The following is a 21275-nucleotide window of genomic DNA, read 5'->3' on the forward strand; positions in this document are numbered from 1 at the left end:
GGGGAGCAGTCCCTACAACGACGCCGAATAGATTTACGCAAGCCAACAACGACATCGAGAATCAGGGTTGCAAAAATGGGGAGGACCATAGATTTATTTTTAATTGCCAGTTCGACTCTGGAATCGAGGCGGTGAAACAGTCTACCCGCAGGATATCCCTCATGATTTTCCTATTGAGCTTCAGTTCGGTGTAGGTGCCAGGATCTTGGAGGCAACTAGCTTTTCGAAAGTAGAGGGCGTTATTTGCGGAGTTGACTTGCTCAGTGGTGGAACGGTCGCTCGTCTTCAGTTTCCTGGACTCAACCCAGGGGACGACTTCATGATCTCGATGATTTATTCGGCAAGGGATCCACACGTATCGATTAAGGTCTGTGCACGAGTTCTTGGGCAAACTCGACCGGTTGACCTGACCGGGCGCGAAGCGCGCGCTACTGCCGGCGAGAGGATATTGGCTGCTTGGGCGTTGATAATGGTGCTAGGTGCACTCCCGTTCGGCTTGCTTTGCGCTGCCGTCTTGGTCAGCCAGCACGGTTTTGCCGCACTTCTCGAGCTCGATTCGCAGTCAAGATGGCTGTCGGTCCCAATTGGGGTCGGTGCTATGGGAGCTTCGTTGTGGGGCGCAAAGTGGCTCGGGGATTACCTTGAGCGGAGAAAGCATCCCCCTGGGTATCCCATATCCTCAGATCTTGAGCCGCCGTTTTGGCAAAACATACGCGGGATTTTGATGATGATAATTACTGGACGGCGGTTCCGAATCTCTGCATCACTTTTCAATCCGGGTGAGCCGATCTTGATGAGTGGCCCGAAGGTTCGTAAGCGATCTGTATCGGACTGGATAGATGACTGAAACTATGGGGCGATCCTGTGACCAATATGAATTTCTGATTCGTTCCAACCGGCATCAATGTCTCCGAGATCCAATCTTCGGGCGAGAGTCTGCGGCGTATTGCTTAAAGCGACAGACAGATACGCAACACCTAAAAGGCAGTTCGTCTAGGAACAGTACGCCGCGATGCGCCAGACTGATCTCTCCGGGACGCGGTGTACTTCCGCCCCCCACAAGCGCTGCTGCCGAAGCTGTGTGATGTGGTGCGCGAAAAGGACGGCGCCCCCAATGTCGCATTTCAAAGCCCCGTGCGCTCAGACTCGCGAGCGTTGCCGCCTCCACGGCCTGGGATTTGGTCAGAGGCGGCAACAGTCCGGAGAGCCGCGTCGCCAACATCGATTTGCCCGTACCGGGGGGACCGTAAAGCAAAAGATGATGGCCGCCCGCCGCCGCCACCTCCAGCGCTCGTTTGGCATGCTCCTGTCCCTTGATATCGATCATGTCGGCAATGTCGCTATCCGGGGGCGCTGCGCCGCGTGTCTCAACACACGCAACATTGCGCATTTCTGAGCGGTCCTCGTCGCTGTCGAAGGCTGTCGTGTCGGAGGTCGCGTAATAGGGTGCGTCGTCAGGCGATCCCGTCACGACGGCACGACGCAGAGGTATCGCGACATCCGGCTCCGCGAGGTGGGCGCAAACGTCGAGCAATGTGCGCGCGCCATAGACCGTGGCGTCTTCCACCAGCGCCGCTTCCTGCGCGCTCCCGGCAGGAAGCACCAGTGCGCGTGACGATGGCTCCGACGCCATCGCGCTCGCCATCGCCAGCCCGCCGCGAATCGGGCGCAACTCGCCGGTCAGCGACAGCTCTCCCGCGAACTCGTGCGTGCGCAGACCGGCCTCCGGCAACTGACCGCTCGCCGCCAGAATGCCGAGCGCAATCGGCAGATCGAAGCATCCAGACGCCTTCGGAAGATCGGCGGGGGCTAGATTGATTGTGATGCGTCGCGCGGGGAATTCGAACCGGCTGTTCTGCAACGCCGAGCGCACCCGCTCCCGGCTTTCCTTCACTTCGGTATCGGGCAGACCCACCAGCGACAGGCCCGGCAAGCCGTTCGCCAGATGCACCTCGACCGTCACCGGACGCGCCGACATCCCCGTGATCGCGCGGCTGCTCACCACTGCCAAAGACATGACATCCCCTCCGACGGCGCAGATCGCGCCGATTTCAAATGGCAACGCGCCAGACGTGTTGCCCCGATGTCGTCGATGGTCGCCCTTGAGCATGGCAATGCGCAATGCCATATCCGCGCAAATGCGCGACGGCGGAGCGTTTTGGGGAGGAAGGCGAAGGGTGTCCGGAATTGCCCGTCAGTCAGTTAAGACAATTCCGATAGTGATTTGCGAATGTGTGAGATTCGCGAGGACGGAGCGGGCAACGCGCGCACGAGCAGGCGCGTCCCCATGTAACAAGGGGCGCTTTCGCGCCCCTTCGGATCGTCAGTCTTGCGCTTCGCTGCGCTGGCCTTCGAGCTCGGCCACGCGCTTTTCCAGCGCTTCGAGCTTTTCGCGTGTGCGAGCGAGCACTTGTGCCTGCACGTCGAATTCCTCGCGCGTCACCAGATCGAGTTTGGTGAAGCCCTGGCCCAGCAGGCTTTTGACGTTGCGCTCGATATCCTTGGCGGGCGATTGCTTGAGCATCTCGCTCACCTTGGCTTGCATGTCTTGCAGGATCTCGTTCGGTTTCATAAGCCTTCCTCTCGTCGTTTCCTTGCACCGATGTGGTGCTTGCACCGTCAACGTGCTTCGTCGTGCCAGCCAGACCGGTGCAACGTGGTGCATTCCAGCCCGGCCTCTCAATGTTGGCGCAACTCTAACACCGTTTTTTGCGCCCAGCCACCCAAGCGGCCCGGCCAGCGCCCGCCGCATGCGCTTTTGACACGATTTACCGCGCTTTGTTGTTCCTGGCCTGTCGTTTGCGCGCCTCACGTCCCCCGGAATTTTGCCAATTTTTTATCCCGAAATTCGTATCTTGCGCGTCGCAGCATACGCGGCCGAAGGACCTGGCACGGGAGTTGCTCTACCCAGTTCAGAACCTGCCGCACGCTGTACTAAGACGTGAAACGTCAACTTAAGGGGAAAGTGATGAGAAAAGTGTCAACTGCGATGGCTGGCTTTGTGTTCTTTGGTGCAATGACGGCGTCTGCCGGCGTATTTGCGCAAGCGGCCGCTGAGGGCGCCGCACCGGCAGCAGCACCCGCAGCACCTCCGGCCGACGCAGCTGCGGCTGCCGCCGAACCGCTGACGATTACCGCCAACGTCGGTCTGTTCTCGGATTACCGCTTCCGCGGCATTTCGCAAACGGCCAAGCGTCCGGCGATCCAGGGTGGTTTCGATATTGCGCACGAGTCCGGGCTGTACGCCGGTGTGTGGGCGTCGAACATCAGCTGGATTTCGGACGGTAATTCCGCCGTCAGCGCACCCATCGAGATGGATTTCTACGGTGGATGGAAGAAGGAAATCATTCCCGACTGGACCATCGATTTCGGTGGTCTGCAGTACTACTACCCGGGCACTTATCCGTCCGGCCAGTTTTACGCACGTCCGCATACGTTCGAGTTGTATGCCGCCGTGGGCTGGAAAACCGTAACGCTGAAGTATTCGCACTCGATGACCCGTCTGTTCGGTCTGACGAGCCCTGATGGTCAGGACACGACCAACAGCGGCTACCTCGATCTGACGGGCACCTACGACATCGGCTTCTGGGGTCTCTCGGCCGTGGGGCACGTAGGTCACCAGTGGGTGCACAACTTCAGCGCCGCAAGCTACACCGACTGGAAGATCGGCCTGTCGAAGGATCTGGGCAAGAACTTCAGCGTGTCGGTTTCCTACGTCGATACGAACGCCGACGAGAAGTACTACACCGCCGCGAATTCCGGCAAAGTGCTTTCCAAGGCGACGGTCGTCGTAGGGTTGTCGAAGACATTCTAAGGAGCGACTCATCATGAAGCTGATTACCGCAATTGTGAAACCCTTCAAGCTCGACGAGGTGCGTGAAGCCCTCTCGAACATCGGCGTGGCAGGGATTACGGTGACCGAAGTCAAAGGCTTCGGCCGCCAGAAGGGCCATACCGAACTGTATCGGGGCGCAGAGTACGTCGTCGACTTTCTGCCGAAGGTGAAGATCGAGGCGGTAATCGGCGACGCCTTGCTCGATCAGGCGATCGACGCCATCGAGCAGGCGGCCCGTACCGGCAAGATCGGCGACGGCAAGATTTTCGTGTCCAACGTCGAGCACGTGGTCCGTATCCGTACTGGAGAGACCGGCGAAGACGCGCTGTAAAGGTCCCACATAAGAGACAACAATCATGAAAAAACTACTTGCCAAACTCCTGCTCGCCGCCGCCTTCACGGGTGTCGTGGGCCTCGGCGCCAGCGCCGCACTGGCCCAGGACGCTTCGGCGCCTGTCGCCGCTTCGGAATCCGCAGCACCCGCTCCTGCAGCGGCTGCCGCAACGCCAGCGGCCGCACCGGCACCTGCGGCACAAGCCGCAGCACCCGCCGCTCCTGCGGCTGCGCCCGTGCCGCCGAACAAGGGCGACACGGCCTGGTTGCTGACCTGCACCGCGTTCGTGATTCTCATGACGTTGCCCGGTCTGGGCCTGTTCTACGGCGGTCTGGTCCGCTCGAAGAACATGCTCTCCGTGCTGATGCAGTGTTTCATCATCTTCTCGCTGGTGGTCGTGCTCTGGGCGATCTACGGCTATAGCATCGCGTTCACCGAAGGCGGGGCGTTCTTCGGCGGCTTCGATCGCTTGTTCCTCAAGGGAATGACGCCGGACTCGGTGGCGGCCACGTTCAGTAAGGGCGTGAATGTGCCGGAGTATGCGTACATGGCGTTCCAGGCTGCGTTCGCCGCGATTACCTGCGCGCTGATCGTCGGTGCTTTCGCGGAACGCGCCAAGTTCTCGGCCGTGCTGCTGTTCACCGTCATCTGGTTCACGTTCTCGTACCTGCCGATGGCGCACATGGTCTGGTTCTGGGCCGGTCCGGATGCCTACATCGACGCGGCAGCGGCTGATGCGGCCAACGCACACGCGGGCTGGCTGTTCCAGAAGGGCGCGCTCGACTACGCTGGCGGCACCGTGGTGCACATCAACGCGGCTATCGCGGGGCTTGTGGGCTCGTACATGGTCGGCAAGCGCGTCGGTTTCGGTAAGGAAGCCTTCAAGCCGCACTCGCTCACGATGACGATGATCGGCGCTTCGCTGCTCTGGTTCGGCTGGTTCGGTTTTAACGCCGGTTCGGGTCTGGAAGCGAACGGCGGTGCTGCACTTGCCTTCGTCAATACGTTGCTCGCTACCGCCGCTGCCACGCTTTCGTGGACGGCCGGTGAGTGGATCGGCAAGGGTAAGCCGTCGATGCTGGGTGGTGCGTCGGGTGCCGTGGCCGGTCTGGTGGCGGTGACGCCGGCAGCAGGTTTCGTCGGTCCGATGGGCTCCATCGTGCTTGGGTTGCTCGCAGGTCTGATTTGCCTGTGGGGCGTGAACGGTCTGAAGCGCCTGCTCAAGGCCGACGATGCGCTCGACGTGTTCGGCGTGCACGGCGTGGGCGGTATGCTCGGCGCGATTCTGACGGGCGTGTTCGCTTCGCCGTCGCTCGGCGGCACGGGGATCTACGACTATGTCGCCAACAAGGTGGCACCGGATTACTCGATTGCCGGGCAAGTCTGGATTCAGTTCCAGGGCGTGCTGACCACGCTCGTGTGGTCGGGGGTCGTCGCCTTCATCGCCTTCAAGATCGCCGACATCGTGCTGGGTCTGCGTGTGCCGGAAGACGAAGAGCGTGAAGGTCTGGACATCACCTCGCACGGCGAATCGGCCTATCACAACTGAAGCGACAACCGAGGCAACACCTCAGGCAACTGACTTCGCCTGAATTACATCTGTCTCATCGCACCGTTTAGCCCCGGCTTCCGTCCGGGGAAAACCCGGGAACGTCAGCGAGTCGGCAAGGACTCGCTGACGTCGGCCAGACGGCCCGTCCCGGGCGACGCGAGAGGAGTTGCCGGAAGCCGGTCGGACAGCCGGCCCCGGCATTGCGCGGGCACCCAGGCGGTGCCCGTTTTTTTTCGGCGCGGCCGGAAATCGTCCTCGCGCTTGTGATTTTCGGTTTTGCCCCCATGTCTTCTCACCGCGGCATCGCGCCGCGCTCCCCCTAGACGTTGTCGACGCGTGCTCGTACGCCGGAAATCGTCGTCTGATCGAGACGGTGTTCCTGGGTGGCTAGCCCCGCGTCCCGGTGCCCCTTCCCGGGGCATGGCGAAGGGCGGGGGCGCTGAGCGTATGCTCTACAATCGATATTCCATCTGGATATGAGAGAAGCATGGTTCCGCATCTCGTCACGGCCCTGAAAGGCCCCTTGCTCGACCTGGAAAAGAAGATCCTCGATGCGACGCCCGCCATCGAGCGCTGGTTCCGGCTTGAGTGGCAGGAACACACGCCGCCGTTCTACTGTTCGGTCGACCTGCGAAATGCTGGCTTCAAGCTTGCTCCTGTCGATACCAATCTCTTCCCCGGTGGCTTCAATAATCTGGCACCCGAAGTGTTGCCGCTCGCTGTGCAGGCCGCGATGGCCGCCATCGAGAAGATTTGCCCCGATGCGAAGAACCTGTTGCTGATCCCCGAACGCCATACGCGGAACTCGTTCTATTTGCAGAACATTGCGCGGCTGTCGACGATCATGCGTCACGCCGGACTGAATGTGCGTCTGGGCAGTGTGTCGGACGACATCACCGAGCCGACGACCATCGAGTTGCCCGACGGGCAGCACGTCGTGATCGAGCCGCTGGAGCGCACGCCACGCCGTCTGGGGCTCAAGAACTTCGATCCCTGCTCGATTCTGCTCAATAACGACTTGTCGGCTGGCATTCCGCCGATTCTCGAAAATCTGCACGAGCAATATCTGCTGCCGCCGTTGCACGCAGGCTGGGCGGTGCGTCGCAAGAGCCAGCACTTTTCGGCCTACGACGATATCGTCAAGAAATTCGCCAAGATGATCGACGTCGATCAATGGATGCTCAATCCGTACTTCGCGAAGTGCGAGGGCGTCGATTTCGACGAAGGCGTCGGTGTGGAGAAGCTTGCCGATACCGTCGACGCCGTACTTAAGAAGATCAACAAGAAGTATCGCGAGTACGGGATCACCGAGAAGCCTTTCGTCGTCATCAAGGCCGATGCCGGGACGGACGGCATGGGCGTGATGATGGTGCGCGACGCCACTGAGCTCAAAAACCTGAATCGCCGCGAGCGCACCAAGATGAGCGTGGTGAAGGAGGGGCTCGAAGTGCACGACTTCATCGTGCAGGAAGGCGTCTACACGTTCGAGCGCATCAACGAAGCGGTCGCGGAACCGGTCGTCTACATGATCGATCGCTACGTGGTGGGCGGCTTCTACCGTGTCCATACCGGGCGCGGCACCGACGAAAACCTCAACGCCCCCGGCATGCACTTCGTGCCGCTCGCGTTCGAGCATACCGCGCTGCCGGATGTCCACGCGAAGCCGGGTGCGGCACCGCCGAATCGCTTCTATATGTACGGTGTGGTGGCACGTCTGGCGCTGCTGGCGGCGTCGGTCGAACTGGAACGTACCGATCCGGATCCCGAAACGTATTGATCGATCCCAGCCGGTGTCGCGCAATGCGGCACGTCGCGCGGCGAGTGACAACTTGCCGCGCACTATCGGTTTCGGTGGGTTTCGGCGTCGCTTTGAGAAGTTTCTGAATTTGACGTGAGACGACGTCCGCTTGACGGTGGTCTCAGACGCCTCTCGTCCTGAGAGGCGAAAAGAAAAAGACGCCCGGCTGGCCCCCCGACTAGCCGGGCGTCACATTTACCGGTCGCCTCATGCAACGACCGGAAATCGGGGCTTCCCTGGGCGGTTCACCCCGCAAACTGGCTCCCTGCGCATCCCCTTTACTTCCTGGATCGGTGTACTGTGCCGATCCGTTCCGGTTCGCGTCAGCAATGGAGCGATGATGCGACCGTTTGACGCAACAAACATCCCCCGAATGGGGGATGTCCGTCTGTGTTCATGTGGAATAGGAAATTTCCCCGGAATCAACTTTGATTGGGAGACGCATGGGAGTGCAGGGGGACTTACGCGCGTGCCTTCGCCAAATGCATCAATTGCCGATTCCCACGCTCGGCTACTTGCCGTTGTGGCTGGAGACGTTGCGCGTGGGGCTCTCGGCCGACAGCGTTGCCGCGCTCTGGTGTCATGCGCCAGACGGCGTGAGTCCGGTGGGCGATTCGTCGGGGGGCGCAAACGTCACGTGCGGGTACGCCCCGCAAGCACCGATATCGGCGTGTGAGCGGTTGGCGTCGTGCGGTTGGACGATGCCGATTCCGTCCCCGAACCACGGTGGCGTGCTGTTCGGGCACGCGCGGAAGCGTTCCGGCGCGGCGGGACGGTCGTCGTTGCCGAGCCATCTTCACCGTCCCCCGGCGCTTGACGCCTGTTTGGCCGATGGCGATGTGCTCGACGCCTATCTGTTGCCCGCGAGTCAGGCGGCCGACGAATGCTTGCCACCGACGCTTCCCCACGGGGGCGATGGTGCTAGTCCGACAGGACAGATGCCTCCCCTCGGCGCGTTACGGCTACTCGTCTCGCGCAGCCGGACGCGATCGGCGTTCAGCACGCGAGAAGTCGCAGCGTTCGAGACGGTGGCGGCCGAGTTTGCCAACGCACCGGTGCGTCCGCATTTCCCGCCGCTCCCCCCGCTCCCGCCGCTTGCGAGTGCGATGCTGCCCGCCATCGAGGGGCAGGCGATGCAGGAGGGGGTGGGGGACGTCTGTGTCGACGTATCGGGCACGCTCGTGTGGCACCGGCGTCAGCCCGAGTGGGCCGATCCTGGTGCGTTGACGCTCATGCGCCGCGTCTGGCAACTGGTGCCGGGGCGAGCATGGCCCGACGCCTGCATGGTCGTGCAGGCATGCCAGCGGCTCGCAGACGAGTTGACGCTGAACCCCTGCGGCATGTCCGGCGCGGCCATCTCGGGGGCGCAAATCGGTACGACGTTGCCGGTGCCGGGCGGCATATTGCATCTGCACGCCACCCATCTCTGCGGCATGGGCGGGCGCGCCACGGAGCGCGTGCGCATCTCCCTGCATCTCGCCGTGCCACCCGTCATCCGCCTATTGGCGCGGTTGTGGGACACGGCGCTGACGCCCGTGCAGCGGGAGATCGCGATGCGCTTGCTGGCAGGGCAGTCGCGTACGCAAACACGCGAAGCATGCGCGATTGGCGTGCAGACGCTCAAGACGCATCTGTCGCTCATGCGGGCAAGGCTGGACCCGGTGCGCGACGCGTCGCTGCTCCACGGACTGCGCAGCGGCAAAACGACGCCTCGGCTAGAATAGACGCCTGTCGCCGCAGCTTGCGGTGTGTGCATCCGAACCCCCAAGACTCCCGCCGATCGATGCAGATTCTCTTTATTGCCGACCCGCTCGACCAGTTCAAGATCTACAAGGACACCACGTTCTCGATGATGCGCGAGGGCGCACGTCGCGGGCACCGCATTTTTGCGTGCGAGCCGCACGAGATGGCATGGCAAGGCGCTACGGTCGATGCGCGGGTGAAGGAAATTCGTCTGACGGGCGACGCCGACGTCTGGTACGAAGTTGTCGATACGCGCGTGGAGGCGCTCACCAAGTTCGATGCGGTGATCATGCGCAAGGATCCGCCGTTCGACATGGAGTACATCAACTCCACGTGGCTGCTTGAGATTGCCGAGCGCGCTGGCGCTCGTGTGTTCAACAAGCCGAGCGCGATTCGCGATCATTCAGAAAAGCTGGCGATTGCCGAATTCGGCCAGTTCGTCGCACCGACGCTGGTCACGCGCGACGTCGCACGTCTGCGCGCTTTTCACGTCGAACATAGCGACGTCATCTATAAGCCGCTCGACGGTATGGGCGGCACGGGCGTATTCCGAATCGGCCCGGACGAGCGCAACCTCGGCTCGGTCATCGAAATGCTCAGCGAGAACGGCGCGCGTTCGGTGATGGCGCAGCGTTTCATTCCCGACATCAAGCTGGGTGACAAGCGCGTCCTGGTGATCGGCGGAAAGGTGGTGCCGCATTCGCTCGCCCGTATTCCGCAAGGCACGGAAGTGCGCGGCAACCTTGCGGCCGGTGGCTTGGGCGAAGCGCGCGACCTGACGGCACGCGATCGCGAGATCGCCGAGACGCTGGCGCCGATCCTTTGGCAACGTGGCCTGCTGCTGGTGGGGCTCGACGTCATTGGCAATTACCTCACGGAAGTGAACGTCACGAGTCCGACGTGCTTCCAGGAAATCACCGACCAGACCGGTTTCGACGTGCCGAAGATGTTCATCGACGCACTGGAACTGGCGGTCTGAGACATCCGGATCGTGGCAACGCGCGGCGACGTGCGGAATTGCCGCACAAAACTTGCGCTATTTGGACCGGCCCTGCGGAGAACCCGCTTGGGACGGTCCCTAACCCGATGAAATTTCAGGGTTAATTCGGGATTTTGGCGCGCCTGCTAAAATAAGAATCCCAAAATCGACAGGTTCGCGTTCGTCGTTGTGTTTGTATCCCGAACACCCGCGGCGCCCGGCGTGCCTAGCATCATGGCTGGAATTCTGATCATTGCCCACGCACCGCTGGCTTCGGCTCTTCGCGAGTGCGTTTCGCACATCTACGGCGGTTGTCCGTCGCGCATCGGCGCGATCGACGTGGTCCCCGACCAGGACACGGCGGCGCTCGTAGACGTCGCAAAGGAACGCCTCGCGCAATTGCGCGAAGAGAACGGCGTGCTGGTCCTCACCGACTTGTTCGGCGCGACGCCGTCGAATGTGGCGGCACAACTGGTGGGGCCCAAAGTGCGCGTGCTCGCGGGGGTCAACCTGTCGATGCTCATCAAAGCGGTGTGCTACCGCTCTGTGCCGCTCGATACGCTGGCGGAGAAGGTGCTTTCGGGCGGATCTAAAGGTATTCTGGAAGTCGGCGCGGGTGCGCCGGCCACACACACTAGGTCACACTGAAACATGCTTCGACAAGAAACGACGATCGTAAATAAATTGGGCTTGCATGCCCGGGCATCCGCAAAGCTGACGCAACTGGCGGCGAAATTTCAGAGTGAGGTCTGGCTGACCCGGAACGGTCGGCGTATCAACGCGAAGAGCATCATGGGCGTCATGATGCTGGCGGCCGGCATCGGCTCGACGGTGGAAGTCGAGACCGAAGGCTCGGATGAGGCTCAGGCCATGAAGGAAATCCTCGAACTCATCGCGAACAAGTTCGGCGAAGGGGAATAAGGCACTGCGGAAGTGATGTGGCGTCGGCAGGCGCGCCGCATCTTGCAGCACACCGGCATTATGCAGGCCGTGCTGTCGCCGCACCGCCGCTCGCTGTCCCGAGGGCAGTAATACATACAGAATTCGGTCGAATCACCGCCTCTGAACTGGGGAGACTTCCTTGTCTTTCACCCTGCACGGCATTCCCGTTTCCCGCGGCATCGCGATCGGACGCGCTTATTTGCTTGCGCCCGCCACGCTCGATGTCCCGCACTACCTGCTCGATCCCAGCCAGATCGAAGACGAAGTCGCGCGCTTCCAAAGCGCTCAGGCGACTGTCCAGCAGGAACTCGACACCCTCAAGGAAGAACTGCCCGATGACGCGCCCGGCGAGATGGGCGCGTTTCTTGACGTTCACTCCCTGATTCTGAACGACACGCTGCTGGTCGACGCCGTCGTCAAACTCATTCGCGAGCGTCGCTACAACGCGGAGTGGGCGCTGACGACGCAACTCGAAGTGCTCGTTGCGCGCTTCGAGGACATCGAAGACGAGTATCTGCGTGAGCGTCGCGCCGACATCGAACAGGTGACGGAGCGTGTGCTCAAGGCACTGGCTGGCGCGCCCGGCATTCGCCACGTCGTGGCCGAGACGCCACGCGACGACATGATCGTCGTGGCCCGCGACATCGCCCCGGCGGACATGCTGCAATTCAAGTCGCAGACGTTCAAGGGGTTCGTGACGGACCTCGGCGGCAAGACGTCGCATACTGCCATCGTGGCCCGCAGTCTCGGTATTCCGGCTGCGGTCGGCGTGGCGCAGGCGAGCCTGCTCGTCAAGCAGGACGACATCATCATCATCGATGGCGATCACGGCATCGTCATCGTCGACCCGGCGCCGATCGTGCTCGAAGAGTACAGCTACCGGCAAAGCGAGCGTGCGCTGGAAGAGCGTCGCCTGCAGCGTCTGAAGCACTCACCGGCACAAACCATCGACGGCACGCCCATCGAGCTGTTCGCCAACATCGAATTGCCGGAAGACGCCAAGACGGCCGTCGATGCGGGCGCTGTCGGTGTCGGGTTGTTCCGCACCGAGTTCCTCTTCATGAACGAGGAGGAAGCGCCGGAAGAAGAGGCGCAGTTCGAGGCGTACAAGCGCGCTGTGGAGACGATGCACGGTCTGCCGCTCACGATCCGGACCATCGACGTGGGGGCCGACAAGCCGCTCGACAGCCACGAGACGTACGAAACCGCGCCGAACCCGGCGTTGGGACTGCGCGCGATTCGCTGGAGTCTGTCGGAGCCGCGTATGTTCCTCACGCAACTGCGCGCGATTCTGCGGGCATCGGCGTTCGGCAAGGTGCAGATTCTTTTCCCGATGCTGGCCCACGCGCAGGAAATCGATCAGACGCTCGAACTCGTGCGCGAAGCGAAAGCGCAACTCGACGCCGCCGGTCTGCTCTACGACCCGAACGTGAAGCTCGGCGCGATGATCGAGGTGCCCGCCGCCGCGCTCACGGTGCCCATGTTCCTGAAGCGACTCGACTTCCTGTCCATCGGCACGAACGACCTGATTCAGTACACGCTGGCGATCGACCGCGCCGACAATGCGGTCGCGCATCTTTACGATCCGCTGCACCCGGCGGTCCTGCGCCTCATCGCCATGACGATTCGCGAGGCACACGCCTTCGGCGTGCCCGTTGCCGTCTGCGGCGAAATGGCGGGGGATCCGACGGCGACGCGCTTGTTGCTCGGCATGGGGTTGCGCGAATTTTCGATGCACCCGAGCCAGTTGCTTCAGGTCAAGCAGGAGATTCTGCGCGCGCATCTGCCGGATCTCGAGCGGCCGGTGCAGGAACTGCTCGCCGCGACCGAGCCCGAGGAAATGCAGGCAGCGCTGGCGAGACTTGCCGTGGCTTGATTCGGTCGACGTTCGTCGCAAAAAGCAAAAGCGGACGCTCCCGTGAGGAAGCGTCCGCTTTTGCTTTTTCGCTGTTCGTTGGGGCGGTGCGCGGCTGAAATTTAGGACGACGCCGGACGCGGCCTCAGCCATTCCCCAAGCACTCAGTGGCGCTGTCCGCAGACCTTACATTCCGGATTGCGGGCGCAATGCATGGTGTGCCAACTCATCTTGCGGCCATCGAGCATCTGAAGACGGCCCACGAGCGGCGTGCCGATGCCGGTGATCAGCTTGATCGCCTCGGCGGCCTGCATGCTGCCGATGATGCCGACGAGCGGTGCGAGCACGCCCATCGTGGCGCAGGCTTGCTCGGGGAACGGCTCGTCCGCCGGGAAGATGCATTCATAGCAGGGCGACGCGTCGTTGCGCACGTCGAACACGCTGATCTGTCCGTCGAAGCGCAATGCTGCGCCCGAGACCAACGGCACACCGGCAGCGACGCAGGCGCGGTTGACCGCGTGACGTGTCGCGAAGTTGTCCGAGCCGTCGAGCACGACAGTGGCACCGCGCGCGAGTGTCGTCAGGCGGGCTTCGTCCACGCGTTCGTTGATGACGTCGACGACCACACCCGGGTTGATACGCGCGATCCGTTCGCGACCGGATTCAACCTTCGGCTGTCCGACGCTCTGCGTATCGTGAAGAATCTGGCGTTGCAGGTTGGTGAGATCGACGATGTCGTCGTCGATCAGCGTGATGCGTCCGACGCCCGATGCCGCCAGATAGAGCGCTGCGGGTGAGCCGAGACCACCTGCGCCGACGATGACCGCGTGCGCGGCAAGCAGGCGCTCCTGACCCTCGATACCGAGTTCGTCGAGCAGGATATGGCGGGAGTAACGCAGCAGCTGATCGTCGTTCATCGCAAAACGGGAAGGGATAAAAAAACCGTGCCGGCTTTCGCGGGCACGGTTTGTAGTGTAAAGCCGTTGCTTATTTCTTGTCCGCAGGCTTGGCCGGCACGACGGTGTCCGTCTTCGGATCCGTCTTGGCACCGGCGGCCGGTGCAGCAGCCTTCGAGGCGTCCTTCGGCAGCGGGCCGGCGTTGGCTTCGAGGCGCGACTTCGTGCGCTGGACCGGCTCGCCCTTGATCTGGTGGACGGCCTGCTGGAGCATGAAGTCGTCGGCACTGCCCAGATCCGGCAGACGTTCTTCGCGTTCCTTCTTACGTTCTTCCGGTGTCTTCTTCGCGTTCTCTTCTTCGAGGCGGCGCAGTTCTTCCAGACGGCGGGCTTCGCGTGCGTCGATTTCCTTCTGCTCGTCAGGCGTTTGCGTGTTGTGCAGGTGGTTCTGGTAATCGATTTCGCGCGTGACCAGCACGTCGTCCGGATCGCCCTTCGGATTCTGGTCGACCGGCACGTCCGGCTTGATACCGATGGACTGGATCGAGCGGCCGCTCGGCGTGTAGTAGTACGCCGTGGTCAGACGCAGTGCCGTGTCCGGGCCCATCTGGCGCACGGTCTGGACCGAGCCCTTACCGAACGTCGTCTTGCCCATGATGATGGCGCGCTTCGAATCTTGCAGTGCGCCGGCCACGATTTCCGAGGCGGACGCCGAGTAAGCGTTCACCAGCACGACCATCGGCACCGTCTTCCAGATCGGCGCTTCACCCTTGAGCGGATCTTCCGGGCTGGCCGACAGACGGTAGTTGTCAAAGGTCGCCTTGTACGTCTGCTTGGCGTCTTCGATCTGACCGTTGGTCGACACGACCACCGCGCCTTCCTTCAGGAACGCAGCGGACACGCCGACAGCCGACTGGAGAATGCCGCCGCCGTTGTTACGCAGGTCAAGGATCAGGCCCTTGAGCGGCTGGTCCTTGGCCAGTTCCTGGAGCTTCTTGGCCAGGTCCGGCACGGTGCGTTCCTGGAAGCTGGTGATGCGCACGTAACCGATACCAGGTTCGAGCAGCTTGCCCTTGATGCTCTGGACGCGAATCTCGGCACGCACGATCGAGACCGGGAACGTGCGCTCTTCCGACTTGCGGAAGATCGTCAGCGTGACCTTGCTGCCCGGGGCGCCGCGCATGCGCTTGACCGCCTGATCGAGCGTCATGCCACGCACGGGCTTGTCGTCGATGCGGGTGATCAGGTCGCCCGGCTTCAGGCCAGCCTTGAACGCCGGGCTGTCTTCGATCGGGGAGATGACCTTCACGAGGCCGTCTTCCTGCGAGATCTCGATGCCGAGACCTGCGAAGCGGCCACGCGTCTGTTCCTGGAGCTCTTTGTATTCTTCCTTGTCGAGATACGACGAATGCGGATCGAGGCTCGACACCATCCCCTTGATAGCAGCGGTCAGCAACTTCTTGTCGTCGACCGGCTGGACATATTCACGCTTGATCTGGCCGAACACTTCAGCCAGCAGACGGAGCTGTTCGAGCGGCAACGGCGTGGTAGCGCTTTGGGCGGATGCCTGCGAGAACGCGAGGGTGGCAGCCGCACCGGTCGCGAGGCCCAGCACGATCAGGCCGATGTGTTTGAGGGTTTGGCGCATATAGGCGTGGAATTCCCGGAATTTTGGGGCGCACGCCAATGGGCGCGCGCACTTTGGCGAAGTATAACCGTTTGCCCGCAGGCGGGACATTGCCCATTCGACAGGGACTTTTCCTGAGTGGTTCTACGAAAAGTTCCGTTCCAGGCGATGTTGCACGGCGAATTTCGTCGAACGTCGCCCGATAGTGTGTCGCTTTCGCCGATGGGACGTGCCTGCGCCAAGGGGCGCCTGACTGCGTGTAGACGCAAGAAGCGCGCGGAAATCGTGTTACCGCGTATTACGGATGCCGACGCGCGCTTGGGAAAATGCATAGCAAAGCGTAGGGATTCCCCCGAGAGATCGGAGATTTCGGGGATCGCGAAGACCGGCTGTGTGGTGTGTTTGAAGCGAAGGCGCGTGAAGCGAGATGGCGGGAAGATGGCGGGAATGCCAGGGAGTGGGCTGCGACGCTCGCCCGAAAGCGAGCATCGCAACTGTCAGCACGTTAGCTGAGACTTACTTCGACTTGCCTTGCGCAGCGACGGCAGCCAGTGCGCCGGCGATCTTGTCCTGATCGCCCAGATAGTAATGACGGATCGGCTTGAGATCGGCGTCCAGTTCATACACGAGCGGCGTGCCGTTCGGGATGTTCAGGCCAGCGATGTCGTCGTCCGAAATATTGTCGAGGTGCTTGATGAGGGCGCGCAGCGAGTTGCCATGCGCGGCGACCAGCACTTGCTTGCCCGCACGCACAGCCGGAGCGATCGACTCGTTCCACAGCGGCAGCACGCGCGCCACGGTGTCCTTCAGGCACTCGGTGAGCGGAATCTCTTCACGCTTGAGCTTGGCGTAACGCGGATCGTTGTACGAGCTGCGTTCGTCATCTGCGGCCAGCGGCGGCGGCGGCGTGTCGTAGCTGCGACGCCACACGTGGACCTGATCGTCGCCGTACTTCGCGGCCGTCTCAGCCTTGTTCAGGCCAGCGAGCGCACCGTAGTGACGCTCGTTCAGACGCCAGCTGTGCACCACCGGAATCCACATCTGGTCCATTGCGTCCTGCACGTGCCAGAGCGTGCGGATAGCGCGCTTGAGCACCGAGGTGTAGGCGAGATCGAATTTGAAACCGGCTTCGGCGAGCAGATTACCGGCCTGGCTGGCTTCGGCGACGCCCTTTTCGGTCAGGTCGACGTCGACCCATCCCGTGAAGCGGTTTTCTTTGTTCCACGTCGATTCGCCGTGGCGGATAAGAACGAGCTTGTACATAAGCAAACTTCAGTCAGAGTAGGAAAGCGGGGGCAGCCGAGGGGGCGGGGCAGTTCGTCGCGTCGGGCGGAGCCACGCCCGGTAAGGGTTTGGCGTCACTTCGCGGTGACATTCGGGGCTTCGCAAAGGGAGCCGCCGACGCCCGGCGCAACGATTGGCAACGAGACCCGTCGGCGCAATCACGGATTATTTTATAATGATCGGATTCTTTTGATATTTTTCAGGTGGTTTGTGAAGTTCTTTGCCGATTACACCAACCTCGCGCTGATCGCCATCGCCCTCGTTTCGGGCGGCATGCTGGCCTGGCCGGTATTCAAGCGCGGCGGTCGCGGTCTGTCGACCGTGGAAGCAACCCAGCTCATCAACCGTAAGGGCGCCGTGGTGCTCGACGTGCGCACGGCTGAGGAATTTGCCGCTGGCCACCTGCCGTCTGCACGTAACGTGCCGCTCGACGACGTGGAGCAAAAGGTCGCGGGCGTCATCAAGAACAAGGCGGCTCCGGTTCTGATCGTCTGCAAGAGCGGCCAACGCTCGGCGCGCGCTCAGACGCTCCTTCGCAATCTTGGTTATGCTGAGGCGTTCAGCCTTCAGGGCGGTGTTGCCGCCTGGCAGGAAGCCGGTTTGCCGGTGATCAAGTAATCAAGGAGTTGCAGTCATGCCGAAGATCGTGATGTACAGCACGCAAGTGTGCCCGTATTGCCAGATGGCCGAGCGCCTGCTGCGTCAGCGCGGTGTTCAGGAGATCGAGAAGATCCTGATCGACAAGGAGCCGGCTCGTCGCGAGGAAATGATGTCGCGCACGGGGCGTCGCACCGTACCGCAAATTTACATCGACGAGCGTCATATTGGCGGTTACGACGATCTGTCGGCACTCGATCGTGCCGGTGGTCTCGTTCCGCTCTTGCAAGCTGCCTGATACCGCCTGCAAAATAGTCGCCCAGCCGCGTGATTGCGCGGCTGTCTCAATTCCAAGGAAACGAAATGTCCGACCAGAATCAGCCGTTTTTCAGCATCCAGCGCGCCTACCTGAAAGATCTGTCGCTCGAGCAGCCGAATTCGCCCGCGATCTTCCTCGAGCAGGAGATGCCGACCGTTGAAGTGCAGTTGGACGTCGCCGCCGAGCGCCTGGCCGAGGAAATCTTCGAAGTCGCCGTGATCGCCACGGTGACGGCCAAGATCAAGGACAAGGTCGCGTTCCTGGTCGAAGGTAAGCAAGCCGGGATTTTCGAAATCCGCAATGTGCCGGTCGAGCAGCTCGATCCGCTCATCGGCATCGCCTGCCCGACGATCGTCTACCCGTACCTGCGCGCCAATGTGGCCGACACCATCAGCCGCGCTGGTTTCCAGCCGATCCATCTGGCGGAAGTGAACTTCCAGGCGCTCTACGAGCAACGTCTGGCACAACTGGCCGAGCAGCAAGCGGCCAACGGCGAGACGCCGGCCCCGGGCATCGTGATGCCTGACGGCTCGTCCGCTCAGACCCACTAAGCGCTTGCGCTGCTTCGACGCCGTGGCCGGTACACGCTGACCGGCCGCTGCGTCGAGATTCCCACATGAAAATTGCCGTATTCGGTGCAGGTGCCTGGGGCACCGCGATGGCGAGTCACATGGCAACACGCCATGACGTCGTCTTGTGGGCGCGCGACGCCGCGCTCGTGAAGCAACTGGCCGCCACGCACGAGAATTCCGCTTACCTCCCCGGTTCCCCCTTATCTCCTCGTCTGCGTTTCGAAAGCGATTTCGAGACGGTGATGGCGCATGGCTCAGGCGATCACGCATTGTGCGTAGCCGCCGTCCCGGTCGCTGGGTTGCGCGCACTGGCCGGGCATATGGCCAAAGCCACGGATGCGCCGAAAAACCTGATCTGGCTGTGCAAGGGTTTTGAAGCGGATACAGGCCTGCTGCCGCACCAGATTGTGTCGGACGTTTTTCCTGCCGTTGCTGGCGGTTCGCTCTCCGGTCCCAGTTTTGCGCGTGAAGTCGCCAAAGGCTTGCCCGCCGCGCTGACGATTGCGAGCGCTGTCCCGTCCCTTTGCGAATTGACGATCGCGGCCTGCCACTTCGGCGCGTTGCGCATTTATTCGAGTGACGATCTCGTCGGCGTCGAAGTCGGCGGGGCCGTAAAAAACGTACTCGCGATTGCGACAGGCGTGAGCGATGGGCTGGGTTTGGGGCTCAACGCCCGCGCGGCGCTGATCACGCGCGGTCTGGCTGAAATGACCCGGCTGGGCGTTGCGCTGGGCGGCAAGCCCGAGACGTTCATGGGGCTGACTGGCATGGGCGACCTGATTCTGACCGCTACCGGCGATCTGTCACGTAACCGCACTGTCGGATTACAGCTTGCGTCGGGCAAGTCGCTGGATGAGGTGTTGGCCTCGTTGGGCCATGTTGCCGAAGGCGTACGATGTGCGCGAGCAGTGCGCGATCTTGCTCGTGCGCATGGCGTCGAAATGCCGATTACGGACGCCGTTTGTGCGACGCTGTTCGACGGGCTTCCCGCGCGTGCAGCCGTGGAAGCGTTGTTACGTCGCGACGCCCGCGCAGAGCGCGAAGACGACGCCTCGCAGGACTGAGCGCAGCTTTCGCTGCACATCGAAGTTTTGCCGGACTTTCCGGTCGTTCGTCTGACGGCGAACCGCCGGAAGGTCGTTTCCCTGCCACGGCCGTTGGCCGTCGGCGCTCGCTACAAGGGAGAGATGCCCATGTCGCAAGTTGCCCTTCCTCATCGTCACCTGCACGCGTCGCAGGGCGACATCACGCAATCCCCGCTCGATGCCATCGTCAATGCCGCGAACGAATCGCTGCTGGGCGGCGGTGGCGTTGACGGTGCGATTCACCGCGCCGCAGGCCCGGAGCTTCTGGAAGCCTGCCGCATGCTTCACGGTTGCCCGACCGGGCAGGCGAAGCTCACGCCGGGTTTTCGTCTCAAGGCAAAGTTCGTGATTCACACGGTCGGCCCGGTCTGGCACGGCGGCGCGGACGACGAACCCGCGCAACTCGCGAGTTGCTATCGCGAAAGCTTGCGTCTGGCGGCCGAGCAAGGGTGTCGGAGCGTGGCGTTCCCCGCGATCAGCTGTGGCGTCTACGGCTACCCGCCGGAGCTTGCGGTGCCGCTTGCCGTCTTCACCGTGAGCGACGCGCTGCCCCATTTCCCTGGCATCGAACACGTTGAATTCGTCTGCTTCGACGCAGCGATGTTCGCGCTGTACCGGCGCGAACTCGAGAATCAGGATCCGCCAGCGTAATCCTGCTGACGCCACGCCTCGAAAACGACGACGGCGACGGTATTCGAGAGATTGAGACTCCGGTTGCCGGGACGCATCGGCAGACGCACACGTTGCGTCATGGCAAACGTGTCGAGCAGGTCCGGGTCGAGTCCCCGTGTTTCGGAGCCGAAGACGAACCAGTCGCCCGGCGCAAACGACAACTCGCCGAAGGGGCGCGATCCGCGTGTGGTCAGTGCGAACATGCGCGCCGGGTCCGGCGCTTCGGCGGCGAGAAACGCGGCCCAATCCCGATGCACCTTCATCTCGGCGTACTCGTGATAGTCGAGCCCGGCGCGTCGCATGCGGGCGTCGTCGAGCGGAAATCCGAGCGGTTCGATCAGATGCAGCCGGGCACCCGTATTGGCGCACAGACGGATGACGTTGCCGGTGTTCGGCGGGATTTCGGGCGAGACGAGAACGACGTTGAACATGAGTGTGGGGCTAATTAATTGAGTGAGCCGAGGGCGGCGTGCGCAACACCACCGCTGCGAGGACGTGTGCGGCACCCGCACGCTTGAGCGCGGCGGCCGCAGCGTCGCAGGTGGCGCCGGTGGTCATCACGTCGTCGATCAGTACGACGTGACGGCCTTCGATGCGCTCGCTGGCGACAAAGACGTCACGCAGATTGCGCTGGCGTGCGTCACGCGACAAGCGACGCTGTGCCAGTGTCGTTCGCTCTCGATGAAGCATCCCGACGTTGGCAGGAAGACGTGCCCGCCGCGCCGCAACGCGCGCCAACTCCCATGCCTGATTGAAGCCGCGCGAGGCCAACCGCGAGGGTGCCAGAGGCACGGGCACAACGAGCGGTACCGTGTCCCGATCTAGGCTTGCCGGGACGACATCTCTCAAGGCATCGCCGAGGCGTTCGCCGAATTCCCGTGCGAGCGGCAGGGCGCCGCGGTATTTCAGACGAATCATCAGCATATCGAGCGGCGGAACGTAGTCTGCGAGCGTCAGTGTGGCGTCGAACGCGGGCCGGTCTTGCAGGCATTGTCCGCAGAGGGAGGATGTTGGGGTGCGACAAATTGTCGCATCTTCCGTCGTTGGTGCAACCGTTCCGTCCAAGGCCAACACTGGCGAGAGCAAACCGACAGCACATCGTGCGCAGCGTGGTCTGGCGTCGGTTTGGCACGCATCGAATGCCGTTGCGCAAGCGTCGCAGATCTGCCTCAGCGCGCGTCGCCG

General features: G+C 62.3%; 20 protein-coding genes and 1 pseudogene. 14 read left to right on the forward strand and 7 right to left on the reverse strand.

The features are described 5' to 3' along the window. Positions 1 to 982: 982 nt before the first annotated feature. A pseudogene (locus ACIQWO_RS15110) lies at positions 983 to 2017 on the reverse strand (YifB family Mg chelatase-like AAA ATPase); the annotation flags it as partial. A gap of 306 nt (positions 2018 to 2323) precedes the next feature. Then, positions 2324 to 2572 (reverse strand): accessory factor UbiK family protein, encoded by a 249-nt coding sequence (locus ACIQWO_RS15115; RefSeq protein WP_046290617.1) that lies wholly within the window; start codon positions 2570 to 2572, stop codon positions 2324 to 2326. A 396-nt stretch (positions 2573 to 2968) separates the two neighbouring features. Here ACIQWO_RS15115 and ACIQWO_RS15120 point away from each other — a divergent pair, with 396 nt between their 5' ends. The 9 genes from ACIQWO_RS15120 (at position 2969) to ptsP (ending at position 13059) form a co-directional block, all read left to right on the forward strand. Continuing rightward, entirely contained in the window at positions 2969 to 3814 is an 846-nt protein-coding gene (locus ACIQWO_RS15120; protein ID WP_402825415.1) for a TorF family putative porin, read from the forward strand. Between the two features lie 13 nt (positions 3815 to 3827). Then, entirely contained in the window at positions 3828 to 4166 is a 339-nt protein-coding gene (locus ACIQWO_RS15125; RefSeq protein WP_010804740.1) for a P-II family nitrogen regulator, read from the forward strand. A gap of 25 nt (positions 4167 to 4191) precedes the next feature. Continuing rightward, positions 4192 to 5718 carry an ammonium transporter gene (gene amt, locus ACIQWO_RS15130; protein ID WP_402825426.1) on the forward strand — a complete coding sequence of 509 codons (1527 nt, stop codon included), beginning with the start codon at positions 4192 to 4194 and terminating at the stop codon, positions 5716 to 5718. A gap of 490 nt (positions 5719 to 6208) precedes the next feature. Beyond that, positions 6209 to 7498, forward strand: coding sequence for a glutamate--cysteine ligase (gene gshA / locus ACIQWO_RS15135; RefSeq protein WP_402825429.1), 1290 nt, complete (start codon positions 6209 to 6211; stop codon positions 7496 to 7498). 503 nt (positions 7499 to 8001) lie between these two features. After that, the gene (locus ACIQWO_RS15140; protein ID WP_402825432.1) at positions 8002 to 9243 is read left to right on the forward strand and encodes a helix-turn-helix transcriptional regulator; all 1242 of its coding nucleotides are present in this window, start codon (positions 8002 to 8004) and stop codon (positions 9241 to 9243) included. Between the two features lie 59 nt (positions 9244 to 9302). After that, positions 9303 to 10241: a glutathione synthase gene (gene gshB, locus ACIQWO_RS15145; protein WP_402825435.1), complete on the forward strand. Its 939-nt coding sequence runs from the start codon at positions 9303 to 9305 to the stop codon at positions 10239 to 10241. Between the two features lie 234 nt (positions 10242 to 10475). Next, positions 10476 to 10889, forward strand: a complete 414-nt coding sequence (locus ACIQWO_RS15150; RefSeq protein ID WP_402825438.1) for a PTS sugar transporter subunit IIA — start codon at positions 10476 to 10478, stop codon at positions 10887 to 10889. 3 nt (positions 10890 to 10892) lie between these two features. Beyond that, positions 10893 to 11162: an HPr family phosphocarrier protein gene (locus ACIQWO_RS15155; RefSeq protein ID WP_039395361.1), complete on the forward strand. Its 270-nt coding sequence runs from the start codon at positions 10893 to 10895 to the stop codon at positions 11160 to 11162. A gap of 160 nt (positions 11163 to 11322) precedes the next feature. Continuing rightward, complete coding sequence (ptsP, locus tag ACIQWO_RS15160; protein ID WP_402825442.1) at positions 11323 to 13059, forward strand: phosphoenolpyruvate--protein phosphotransferase; 1737 nt, start codon at positions 11323 to 11325, stop codon at positions 13057 to 13059. Positions 13060 to 13202: 143 nt separating this feature from the next. Here the strand turns inward: ptsP and ACIQWO_RS15165 are convergent, their stop codons facing one another. The 3 genes from ACIQWO_RS15165 to gpmA all read right to left on the reverse strand — a co-directional run bounded on the left by ACIQWO_RS15165 (position 13203) and on the right by gpmA (position 16824). After that, complete coding sequence (locus ACIQWO_RS15165; RefSeq protein WP_402825445.1) at positions 13203 to 13955, reverse strand: HesA/MoeB/ThiF family protein; 753 nt, start codon at positions 13953 to 13955, stop codon at positions 13203 to 13205. A 70-nt stretch (positions 13956 to 14025) separates the two neighbouring features. Then, positions 14026 to 15582 carry a S41 family peptidase gene (locus tag ACIQWO_RS15170; protein ID WP_402825448.1) on the reverse strand — a complete coding sequence of 519 codons (1557 nt, stop codon included), beginning with the start codon at positions 15580 to 15582 and terminating at the stop codon, positions 14026 to 14028. 495 nt (positions 15583 to 16077) lie between these two features. Beyond that, the gene (gpmA, locus tag ACIQWO_RS15175; protein WP_039395373.1) at positions 16078 to 16824 is read right to left on the reverse strand and encodes a 2,3-diphosphoglycerate-dependent phosphoglycerate mutase; all 747 of its coding nucleotides are present in this window, start codon (positions 16822 to 16824) and stop codon (positions 16078 to 16080) included. A gap of 231 nt (positions 16825 to 17055) precedes the next feature. On the opposite strand from gpmA, the gene ACIQWO_RS15180 reads away from it, so the two are divergent. From ACIQWO_RS15180 to ACIQWO_RS15200, 5 genes are all read left to right on the forward strand, one after another. After that, positions 17056 to 17463 carry a rhodanese-like domain-containing protein gene (locus tag ACIQWO_RS15180; RefSeq protein ID WP_039395376.1) on the forward strand — a complete coding sequence of 136 codons (408 nt, stop codon included), beginning with the start codon at positions 17056 to 17058 and terminating at the stop codon, positions 17461 to 17463. 16 nt (positions 17464 to 17479) lie between these two features. Then, on the forward strand, positions 17480 to 17740 hold the full coding sequence (gene grxC, locus ACIQWO_RS15185; protein ID WP_039395378.1) for a glutaredoxin 3: 261 nt from the start codon (positions 17480 to 17482) through the stop codon (positions 17738 to 17740). 65 nt (positions 17741 to 17805) lie between these two features. Further along, positions 17806 to 18312: a protein-export chaperone SecB gene (secB, locus tag ACIQWO_RS15190; RefSeq protein ID WP_039395381.1), complete on the forward strand. Its 507-nt coding sequence runs from the start codon at positions 17806 to 17808 to the stop codon at positions 18310 to 18312. A gap of 65 nt (positions 18313 to 18377) precedes the next feature. Next, on the forward strand, positions 18378 to 19397 hold the full coding sequence (locus ACIQWO_RS15195; protein WP_402825453.1) for an NAD(P)H-dependent glycerol-3-phosphate dehydrogenase: 1020 nt from the start codon (positions 18378 to 18380) through the stop codon (positions 19395 to 19397). Positions 19398 to 19526: 129 nt separating this feature from the next. Further along, positions 19527 to 20069: an O-acetyl-ADP-ribose deacetylase gene (locus tag ACIQWO_RS15200; protein WP_402825456.1), complete on the forward strand. Its 543-nt coding sequence runs from the start codon at positions 19527 to 19529 to the stop codon at positions 20067 to 20069. On the opposite strand, the gene trmL is transcribed toward ACIQWO_RS15200, so the two are convergent. Beyond that, on the reverse strand, positions 20051 to 20521 hold the full coding sequence (trmL, locus tag ACIQWO_RS15205; RefSeq protein WP_150808017.1) for a tRNA (uridine(34)/cytosine(34)/5-carboxymethylaminomethyluridine(34)-2'-O)-methyltransferase TrmL: 471 nt from the start codon (positions 20519 to 20521) through the stop codon (positions 20051 to 20053). The genes ACIQWO_RS15200 and trmL overlap by 19 nt on opposite strands. 10 nt (positions 20522 to 20531) lie before the next feature. Further along, positions 20532 to 21008, reverse strand: a complete 477-nt coding sequence (locus tag ACIQWO_RS15210) for a ComF family protein (protein ID WP_402825460.1) — start codon at positions 21006 to 21008, stop codon at positions 20532 to 20534. Between the last annotated feature and the right edge of the window lie 267 nt (positions 21009 to 21275).

It is taken from the genome of Pandoraea sp. NPDC090278, assembly GCF_044772185.1.
Lineage (GTDB): Bacteria > Pseudomonadota > Gammaproteobacteria > Burkholderiales > Burkholderiaceae > Pandoraea.

What these genes read in the sequence shown, in the direction of transcription:
- ACIQWO_RS15170 (WP_402825448.1), bottom strand. Translation starts at nt 15,582, where the DNA reads ATGCGCCAAACCCTCAAACACATCGGCCTGATCGTGCTGGGCCTCGCG.
- gshB (WP_402825435.1), top strand. Translation starts at nt 9,303, where the DNA reads ATGCAGATTCTCTTTATTGCCGACCCGCTCGACCAGTTCAAGATCTAC.
- ACIQWO_RS15210 (WP_402825460.1), bottom strand. Translation starts at nt 21,008, where the DNA reads ATGATTCGTCTGAAATACCGCGGCGCCCTGCCGCTCGCACGGGAATTC.
- ACIQWO_RS15125 (WP_010804740.1), top strand. Translation starts at nt 3,828, where the DNA reads ATGAAGCTGATTACCGCAATTGTGAAACCCTTCAAGCTCGACGAGGTG.
- ACIQWO_RS15115 (WP_046290617.1), bottom strand. Translation starts at nt 2,572, where the DNA reads ATGAAACCGAACGAGATCCTGCAAGACATGCAAGCCAAGGTGAGCGAG.
- secB (WP_039395381.1), top strand. Translation starts at nt 17,806, where the DNA reads ATGTCCGACCAGAATCAGCCGTTTTTCAGCATCCAGCGCGCCTACCTG.
- ACIQWO_RS15120 (WP_402825415.1), top strand. Translation starts at nt 2,969, where the DNA reads ATGAGAAAAGTGTCAACTGCGATGGCTGGCTTTGTGTTCTTTGGTGCA.
- trmL (WP_150808017.1), bottom strand. Translation starts at nt 20,521, where the DNA reads ATGTTCAACGTCGTTCTCGTCTCGCCCGAAATCCCGCCGAACACCGGC.
- gshA (WP_402825429.1), top strand. Translation starts at nt 6,209, where the DNA reads ATGGTTCCGCATCTCGTCACGGCCCTGAAAGGCCCCTTGCTCGACCTG.
- gpmA (WP_039395373.1), bottom strand. Translation starts at nt 16,824, where the DNA reads ATGTACAAGCTCGTTCTTATCCGCCACGGCGAATCGACGTGGAACAAA.
- ACIQWO_RS15155 (WP_039395361.1), top strand. Translation starts at nt 10,893, where the DNA reads ATGCTTCGACAAGAAACGACGATCGTAAATAAATTGGGCTTGCATGCC.
- grxC (WP_039395378.1), top strand. Translation starts at nt 17,480, where the DNA reads ATGCCGAAGATCGTGATGTACAGCACGCAAGTGTGCCCGTATTGCCAG.
- amt (WP_402825426.1), top strand. Translation starts at nt 4,192, where the DNA reads ATGAAAAAACTACTTGCCAAACTCCTGCTCGCCGCCGCCTTCACGGGT.
- ACIQWO_RS15165 (WP_402825445.1), bottom strand. Translation starts at nt 13,955, where the DNA reads ATGAACGACGATCAGCTGCTGCGTTACTCCCGCCATATCCTGCTCGAC.
- ACIQWO_RS15195 (WP_402825453.1), top strand. Translation starts at nt 18,378, where the DNA reads ATGAAAATTGCCGTATTCGGTGCAGGTGCCTGGGGCACCGCGATGGCG.
- ACIQWO_RS15150 (WP_402825438.1), top strand. Translation starts at nt 10,476, where the DNA reads ATGGCTGGAATTCTGATCATTGCCCACGCACCGCTGGCTTCGGCTCTT.
- ACIQWO_RS15200 (WP_402825456.1), top strand. Translation starts at nt 19,527, where the DNA reads ATGTCGCAAGTTGCCCTTCCTCATCGTCACCTGCACGCGTCGCAGGGC.
- ACIQWO_RS15140 (WP_402825432.1), top strand. Translation starts at nt 8,002, where the DNA reads ATGCATCAATTGCCGATTCCCACGCTCGGCTACTTGCCGTTGTGGCTG.